Annotated in this window: 5 protein-coding genes; 2 read left to right on the top strand and 3 right to left on the bottom strand. The window is 61.2% G+C overall.

Features of this window, described 5'->3' with window-relative positions:
• Nucleotides 1-22: 22 nt before the first annotated feature.
• Nucleotides 23-352, bottom strand: a complete 330-nt coding sequence (locus tag CAPSK01_RS15010; protein WP_034928297.1) for a hypothetical protein — start codon at nt 350-352, stop codon at nt 23-25.
• Between the two features lie 296 nt (nt 353-648).
• Complete coding sequence (locus CAPSK01_RS15005; RefSeq protein ID WP_034928295.1) at nt 649-2,796, bottom strand: peptidase domain-containing ABC transporter; 2,148 nt, start codon at nt 2,794-2,796, stop codon at nt 649-651.
• 416 nt (nt 2,797-3,212) lie between these two features.
• Here CAPSK01_RS15005 and CAPSK01_RS15000 point away from each other — a divergent pair, with 416 nt between their 5' ends.
• Both CAPSK01_RS15000 and mscL read left to right on the top strand, forming a co-directional pair.
• Nucleotides 3,213-4,370, top strand: a complete 1,158-nt coding sequence (locus CAPSK01_RS15000) for a pyridoxal phosphate-dependent aminotransferase (RefSeq protein ID WP_034928293.1) — start codon at nt 3,213-3,215, stop codon at nt 4,368-4,370.
• A 95-nt stretch (nt 4,371-4,465) separates the two neighbouring features.
• Nucleotides 4,466-4,900: a large conductance mechanosensitive channel protein MscL gene (gene mscL / locus CAPSK01_RS14995; protein WP_034928291.1), complete on the top strand. Its 435-nt coding sequence runs from the start codon at nt 4,466-4,468 to the stop codon at nt 4,898-4,900.
• Between the two features lie 76 nt (nt 4,901-4,976).
• On the opposite strand, the gene CAPSK01_RS14990 is transcribed toward mscL, so the two are convergent.
• Nucleotides 4,977-7,706 (bottom strand): pitrilysin family protein, encoded by a 2,730-nt coding sequence (locus CAPSK01_RS14990; RefSeq protein ID WP_034928289.1) that lies wholly within the window; start codon nt 7,704-7,706, stop codon nt 4,977-4,979.
• Between the last annotated feature and the right edge of the window lie 120 nt (nt 7,707-7,826).

The raw sequence follows: 7,826 nt of genomic DNA, 5'->3' as shown, positions 1-7,826 counted from the left end.
TGCAATTAATCAATGACTTACCTCAAGGGCTCCGGGAAGGTCCGTCGGGATAGCCACCTGGCAAGGAGGTCGCTAAAGGCGTTTTGCTTGGCCAAGTGAAACCGAAACCGCCAAAATTCGGCGAGCCATAATCCTTAGACATCACAAACCACTGCCCATTAACCTTGAACCGGGTTTCCTTCGCCCAGTCGTACGCAGGCTCTTTGTCACCTTCGCAATATTTGTCCAGACATTCGATCCGTTTCTTTTCCGCCAGTGCCGCCCGCTCCGCTTCCGTCGGTCCGCAGGCAGAGAGTGCAAGCACCAGCAGCAGCGGGTAGAAGCTCTGTGTCCATTCGTTTCTGTTTTTCATGATTTTTAGGTGATTTCCGGGAATCAAGATCCCGAACAACTACCGCAGCGGCTTGTTATTCTGGCCATGAGCCCGGCCTGTCGCCATGACTCTTGGTACGGCTTTTTGCGGAAATCACCTTATTGTCGATCACAAGGTTAAAACCACCGGCTTTACCATCCTGGATTCCTCTGTTGAGTATCGACCGATGATTCAGGTATGACGGGTGACACTGAATGTCAACCCGATCAGGCCCCCGGCCAGCAGCGCCATGTCGACTTCGTCCCAGGCCGCGTCCGCCTTGGTATCTCTTCGTTTCATTTCCTCTCCTCCTCCACCACCCCCATCCGCGTCGCCTGTTGCCGTTCGGCGCTGAAGCTGAACACCTCATCCACCGCCAACCCTCTCGGAATTTGATGCGTGATGAAGATCATCGTCACCATCCCCTTCAGCCGGTTGATCGTCTTCGCGAAGTGCTCCGCCGTCGGCTGGTCGAGGTTGGACACGGCCTCGTCGAAGATCAGGATCTGCGGCCGCTTGAGCAGCGCTCTGGCAATCGCGATGCGTTGCCGCTGCCCGCCCGACAGCCCGGTCCCTCGCTCCCCGATCTCCGTCTGATAGCCGTTCGGCAGTTGCTCGATCACCTCATGGATCTCGGCGGCCTTGCAGGCGAGGATGACGTCCTCGAAGCGGGCATGCGGGTGGGCCATGACCAGGTTGTCGTAGAGCGTGCCGGAGAAGAGCACCGTCTCCTGCGGCACGACGCCGAAGGTGGCCCGGAGTTCGTTGGCGGCCAGATGCCGGATGTCCTTGCCGTCCAGCGCGATATGGCCTTCGGTGGGTGGGTAGAAGCCGAGCATGAGTTTGGCGAGCGTGCTCTTGCCGCAACCCGAGGGGCCCGTGACCACGGTCAGGTGGCCGGGCTTGAAGGCGAGTTCGAGTTTCTGGAAGAGCCAGGGGTGATGCCCGGAGTAGCGGAAGCTGAGTTGGTCGATGGTGAGGAGGCACGAGCGCTTGTTGACTCCCGCCTGTTCGCGGTGCGGGGTGAGCGTGTACGGTTCCTGCGGCATGTCGAGGATGTCGCCGAGGCGCTTCACCGCGATATTGGCCTGCTGGAATTCCTGCCACAGGCCCACGATCCTGAGGAGCGGCTGGCTCATTCGGCCGGCGAACATCTGGAAGGCGACCAGCATGCCGATGGTGAAGCCTTCGTTCTCCATGACCAGCAGGGCGCCCACGATGAGGATGGCGAGTGTCATCCCCTGTTCCAGCCCGTTGGCGATGACGTTGTAGGTGTTGCCCACCTGTTTGGTCGAGAAGCCGGCGGCGAGGTACTGGGCGAGGTAGTCGCCGTATTTTTTGTCGATGTCCGGTTCCATCTGCAGGGATTTGACCGTGGCCATGCCCGAGACGTATTCGGTGAGGAAGGCCTGGTTCCTTGCGCCGAGCATGAACTGCTGGTCGAGCTTCTCCCTGAACAGGGGCGCGACGAGGAAGCTGATGAAGGCGATGGCGCCGAGCAGGCCGACGGCAATCAGCGAGAGCTGCCCGCTGTAGGCGAACATCACCGCCAGGAAGATGAACAGGAAGGGCAGATCGAGGAGGAGCGTGACGGCGGCGCCGGATACGAACTCCCGAATGGTTTCGACCCCCTGCAGCCGCGCGACCAGGGTGCCGGTAGGGCGCTGTTCGAAGTACGGCAGCGGCAGGCGCAGCAGGTGGCGGAAAACCTGGCTGCCGAGGACGGCGTCGATGCGGTTGCCGGTGTGCAGCACAAGGTACTGGCGTAGCCAGGTCATGCCGCTGGTGAAGAGCATGAACATGACGAGGGCGACGCCGAGCACGATGAGGGTGCTTTGGGTCTGGTGAACGATGACCTTGTCGATGATCACCTGAGTAAAGAGCGGTGTGGCCAGCCCGACGAGCTGGATGGCGAGGCTGGCGGTGAGGACGTTGCGCCAGATGCTTTTGTGTTTGAGGAGTTCGGGGATGAACCATTTGAAACCGAACGCTTTTTTCTCGGCGGTGAAGCCGGCGATGTCTTCCTCGCCGGTGGCCCGGCGCGCCTTCGCGACGAGGATGAGTTCGGGTTCGAGCCATTGGGCGGCTTCGACGATGGGGAGGGTTTCGGGGGTCTGGCTGCCGGTGCGGAAGTAGAGGAGCTTGTCGGCGTCAGCCTTGAGGATGAGGATGGGGGGGCGCTTGATTTGTTCCGAGGCGACGGGTTGCGGGCGCAGGAAGGCGATGGCGGGGAGCGGGAGTTTCTGCCAGTCGACGCCTTCGAGCGCGACCTTGCCGGTTTTCAGCCCGAGCGAACGCGCGGCCTCGTGGAAAGTGGCGAGCGTGTACGGCGGGGGAAATTCCTGCGCGATGAGCGATGCATCGAACGGCAGGCGATAGAACGTACTGAGGCTGCCCAGAAGCCAGAGGACTTCCGGATGCCCAACCTCCTCTTGTGGCAACATGGGTGTCTTCTTTTTTCTTGTTGAAGGATAGGAAATCCAACGGCGCCATCGAGAGTGTATGAGCCGCCATCGAGGGCCGTCAATCTCTCATCGGGATATATTTTTTCTGCTCGTAACCCATTGATTCCCGGATGGTCGGCATCGCTTTCAGCCCAGCCCTCCCGTGCGAAGGGCGGGCGGGCGCAGGTGCGCAGCAGCCCTTCCAGGCCTTGGCGGTCGGCCGCTTCGACGCGCACACTGGCGTCCAGCGAGAAGCCGCCAGCGTGCTCCCCGCTCGCCATCTTCCGGCTCAACGTACACCGCGCCGGGTCAGCGCGCGCAGCAGACGGCGGCGGACCTGGGCCTGTACTTCATTGGCGACTTTCACATTAAACTACCCGCTTCCTCACTCTTCACCGCGCCCGGCGCGGATCGCCATGCGCCAGTCATCCGTGGTCATCGACTCGAAGCTGCCCCAGGTGGGGACCACCATCTTTACCGTGATGTCGAAACTCGCCGCCGACTGCGGCGCGATCAATCTCTCGCAGGGCTTTCCCGATTTCCAGGCCGATTCCTCGTTGTTCGACGCGACCGCGCGCGCGATGCGCGCAGGTCGCAATCAATATCCGCCGATGGCCGGGGTTCCCGAGTTGCGCTCGGCGATCGCCGACAAGGTGGCCGCGCTGTATGGGGCGAGCTACGATGCCGATAGCGAAATCACCGTCACCGCCGGTGCGACGCAGGCGATCTTCACCGCGATCGCGGCCTTTGTGCGTGCGGGTGACGAGGTCATCGTCTTCGAACCGGTCTATGACAGCTATGTGCCGGCGATCGAAACGGTCGGCGGCAAGGCGGTGTATGCCGCGCTCGGTTTCCCGGATTACCGGCCGGACTGGCAGCAGGTGCGTTCGCTGATCGGTCCGCAGACGCGCATGATCCTCATCAATTCGCCGCACAATCCGACCGGCAGCCTGCTGGCCGCCGATGACCTCGATCAGTTGGCGGCGCTGACCCGCGATACCGACATCGTGGTGCTGTCCGACGAGGTCTACGAACACATCGTTTTCGATGGCGTGCAGCATCAAAGCGTTGCTGCGCATCCGGAACTGGCGGCGCGCGGGATCGTCGTTTCGTCGTTCGGCAAGACCTATCACATCACCGGCTGGAAGGTCGGTTACGTTCTTGGGGCGGCTGCGTTGATGGCCGAATTCCGCAAGGTGCATCAGTTCAACGTGTTTACGGTGAATACGCCCTGCCAGCTCGGAATCGCCGAATACATGCGCGACGCTTCGCGCCATCTCGGTCTGGCGGCGTTCTACGCAGGCAAACGTGAGTTCTTTCGCGGCCAGTTGCAGGGCTCGCGCTTCGAACTGCTGCCTTGCTGCGGCAGCTATTTTCAACTTGCGCGTTATGACGCGATCAGCGACCTGCCGGACCGCGAGTTTGCCCGCTGGCTGACCTGCGAGGCGGGAGTGGCCGCGATCCCGGTGTCGGCTTTTCATCACGACGGTCGCGACGAGCATGTCGTGCGTTTCTGCTTCGCCAAGCAGGAAGCCACCCTGGCTGCCGCCGGAGAAAGGCTGCGCGCGCTGTAAGGGTTGTTCACACGCGCTGGCCATTCCCCCTATAATCGCGCGCCGAGTCGGAGAAGCGGGCCCGGAATTTCCAGAACCAACTTGAAGGAGACGCCATGAGCATGGTGCAGGAGTTCAAAGAGTTTGCCATGAAGGGCAACGTCATGGATCTCGCCGTCGGCGTGATCATTGGCGGGGCTTTTGGCAAGATTGTCGATTCGGTGGTGGCTGATCTGATCATGCCTTTCGTCGCCTGGATCATGGGCGGTAAGCTCGACTTCTCGGGCATGTTCCTGGTGCTCGGCACCATCCCGGAGGGTACCGCGAGGACCCTGGATGCACTCAAAAAGGCGCAGGTTCCGGTGTTTGCTTACGGCAACTTTCTCACCATCCTGGTGAATTTCATCATCCTGGCCTTCATCATTTTCATGATGATCAAGCAGATGAATCGCCTGAAGCGGAGCGAACCGCCTGCCGCAGCCGCGCCACCGCCCGAACCGGCCGAGGAAGTGCTGTTGCTGCGCGAGATTCGCGACAGCCTCAAGAAGTAGGCGGCGGTCGACAGGAGGGATGACGTCGCCTGTCGTGCGCTCTTTCATTGTTCACCTCGTCACCGCGGCGGGCCCGTCAGTGGGCAAGGCCTTTGCGGGTATCGCCGGCGATGACCAGCGTCAGTTGCTCGGGGTCGATGTATTTGCGGAAAGCGGCGTTGACTTCTGCCGGGGTGACCGCCATCAGCCTGGCCTCGAAGTCTTTCGAGAACTGCCAGTTGCGGCCGAGATCGAGGAAGGACTGCCAGCGAGAAGCGACGGTGTTATCCTGCGAGCGGGCAACGGCCCGCGCCTGGATGATGCCCTTCCTGGCCGCGGCGACCTCTGCAGTGCTGAAACCGTCACGGCGAGCTCGCTGTAGTTCTTCGAGAAAAGCCTGTTCGGCGCGGGCCGCGTTCTGCGGAGCCACCATCACCGCAACCGCCCAGGTCGACAGTGGCTGGTGGCTGCCCATCGACAGGCTCGATCCGACGCTGTAGCTGAGGCCGTCCTTCTGGCGCAGGCGATCGGCCAGGCGGCTCGACAGGCCGGAATGGCCACCGAAAATGTCATTGGCCACATAAAGGGCTGCAGCGTCGGGATCATCGTCGCGCAGCCGAATGTCGATGCGTGCGCGCAGGAAAGCGTTTTCCTTGTCGGGCGTATCGATCACGATCCGTTGCGGCGGCACATGGCGGTATTCCCGATCCAGGCGCTGATAAGGTGATCTCGAGATATGCCCAGGGAACAGCTGCAGCAGTTTGTCATGGATCACCTGTTCATCGAAATCGCCAACGATGGCGATCTCGCCGCGGGCGGTCCCGATGAGATCGCGCTGATAGCGGATGACCTCATTCAGGGTCACCTGGCGCAACTGTTCGATGCGTTCCTGCAGTGGGCTATGGTAACGGGGATCACCTGGCGGATAGGTATTGAAATGCGCGTTCAGGGCATCGCTCGATAGCGTGTCCGGGTTGTCGAGCTGGGATTGCAGTGCGGTCAATGTTTCCCGGCGGAGTTCCTCGAACTCGTCTGGCGGGAAACTGGGATCCTGGAGTAGTTGCGCGACCAGTTCCAGCGCTTCGGGCAGCTTGTCACGGGTCGTTTCAAAGTGCGTCAGGCGGCCCTGGACTTTCAGACGGATGAGTTGGTCGGCAATCTGCTGGCGGTTCAGGCGGCTGGTACCGCGGGCGAGCATGGCAATCGCCAGCGTGCCGGCGATGTTGCGGTCCTGCAGCGAGTTTTCGTCACCCCAGCGGAAACTCATCGCCACATTCACGGTCCGCCCCCGGTTCCTTTTCGGCAACAGCGCAAGCTTCAGGTCGCCGAAGGTCTGCCGCCGGGTGCGTCGATCAAGGTTCTCGTATGAAGGATCGAAAGCTTCTCCGGCATCGCCTTTTTTCTGCGGCTTGAAATTGGCCAACAGCTCGGCGGCGCTCGGGGCCTGGGGAACCACGGCGCGCTGCGGCGAATCGTCGGGGATGAAAGTGCCGAGGACGCGGTTGTCGCGAACGAAATATTTGGCGGCGGCCGCATCGAGCTGCGTCGTCCTGATCCGGTCGAGTTGATCGCGGCCGTAAAAGAAGAGCCGCCAATCGCCGAGCGCAATGTATTCGGAAAGCATTACCGCAAAGGCTTCGGGATCGGCCAGCGCCCGTTCGTAGGCGGTGCGTGACTGCTCGACCGCGCGATCGAGTTCGGCCGTGGTCACGGCTTCCTGGGCGAAGCCGCCCTCGACCACCTCGATCATTTTGTCGCGCACACGATCGATCGCTGCGCGCTTGTTGACCAGTGCGCCGAAGACTACAAAGCCAGGTTCGCGAGCATCGATGCCGTAGGCAAACACCTCTGTTGCCAGTCCGGTCTGCACCAGAGCCCGGTAGAGGCGACCATTGGGCGTATCACCGAGCACTTCGGCGGCCATGCTGATGGCCTCGGAGTCAGGATGCAGGCTGGCAGGCGTGCGGTAGGCGAGGGCCACAAGCTGGACCTCGCCCTTGCGGCGAATCGTGAATTGGCGCTCGCCATCGGCCGTCGGTTCGACTGTCCAGGGTTTTGGCAGGACGCGTGTCGGTCTGGGCAGCTTGCCAAAGCTGGCGGCAATCATGTTGAGGGCCTGGCGCTCGTCGAACTTGCCGGCTACCGTCAGAACGGCGTTGTCGGGCTGGTAATATCTGCGGTAGAAGGCCTGCAGGTTTTCTATTTTGACGTTCTCGATGTCACTGCGCGCGCCGATCGTGTTGTTCCCGTAATTGTGCCAGTCAAAGAGCATGGACTGCATGCGCTTCAACATCACGCTGAACGGATTGTTTTCGCCCATCTCGAATTCATTGCGCACGACGCTCATTTCGCTGTCGAGGTCTTTCCTGGCGATGAACGAGTTGACCATCGCGTCGGCACTCCAGGCGAGGGCCCACTGGAGGTTGTCTTCGCTGGCCGGGAAGGTGAGATAGTAATTCGTCCGATCGAGCCAGGTGCTGCCATTGATCTCGAAGCCACGCGCCTTGAATTGCCGGGCCGGATCGACGAAATTCTTCGATCCCTTGAAGATCAGATGTTCGAGCAGATGCGCCATGCCGGTCTCGCCATAGTTCTCCTGGTGCGAGCCGACCAGATAGGTGACGTTGACGGTGGTCGTGGGTTTGGTCGCATCTGGAAAGAGGATGCAGCGCAGGCCATTGACCAGGCGATACTCGCTGATACCTTCGACAGTGGTCAGCTTTTCGACGCCGGACGGCAATGGCATCGCAGCGGATTGCCTGGCATCAACGGTTGGCGGCAGCATGCTCAGCGTCAGCCACGACAGCAGGCATGCCAGAATTCTCATCCATTGATTCATCGATCACCCCAAGAGATGCGCAGATTGCCGCCTGCAGCCTGGCGGGAAGTGATTATAGCTTGGCTTGCCAGAACGAGAACGGCCCGCTCAGAGGGAGGGCTGGGCGGG

It is taken from the genome of Candidatus Accumulibacter vicinus (assembly GCF_000584955.1).
GTDB lineage: Bacteria > Pseudomonadota > Gammaproteobacteria > Burkholderiales > Rhodocyclaceae > Accumulibacter > Accumulibacter vicinus.
Note: the sequence above shows the minus strand (reverse complement) of the source record. Positions and strands in the feature narration are given on the sequence as shown.

What these genes read in the sequence shown, in the direction of transcription:
- CAPSK01_RS15005 (WP_034928295.1), bottom strand. Translation starts at nt 2,796, where the DNA reads ATGTTGCCACAAGAGGAGGTTGGGCATCCGGAAGTCCTCTGGCTTCTG.
- mscL (WP_034928291.1), top strand. Translation starts at nt 4,466, where the DNA reads ATGAGCATGGTGCAGGAGTTCAAAGAGTTTGCCATGAAGGGCAACGTC.
- CAPSK01_RS14990 (WP_034928289.1), bottom strand. Translation starts at nt 7,706, where the DNA reads ATGAGAATTCTGGCATGCCTGCTGTCGTGGCTGACGCTGAGCATGCTG.
- CAPSK01_RS15000 (WP_034928293.1), top strand. Translation starts at nt 3,213, where the DNA reads ATGCGCCAGTCATCCGTGGTCATCGACTCGAAGCTGCCCCAGGTGGGG.
- CAPSK01_RS15010 (WP_034928297.1), bottom strand. Translation starts at nt 352, where the DNA reads ATGAAAAACAGAAACGAATGGACACAGAGCTTCTACCCGCTGCTGCTG.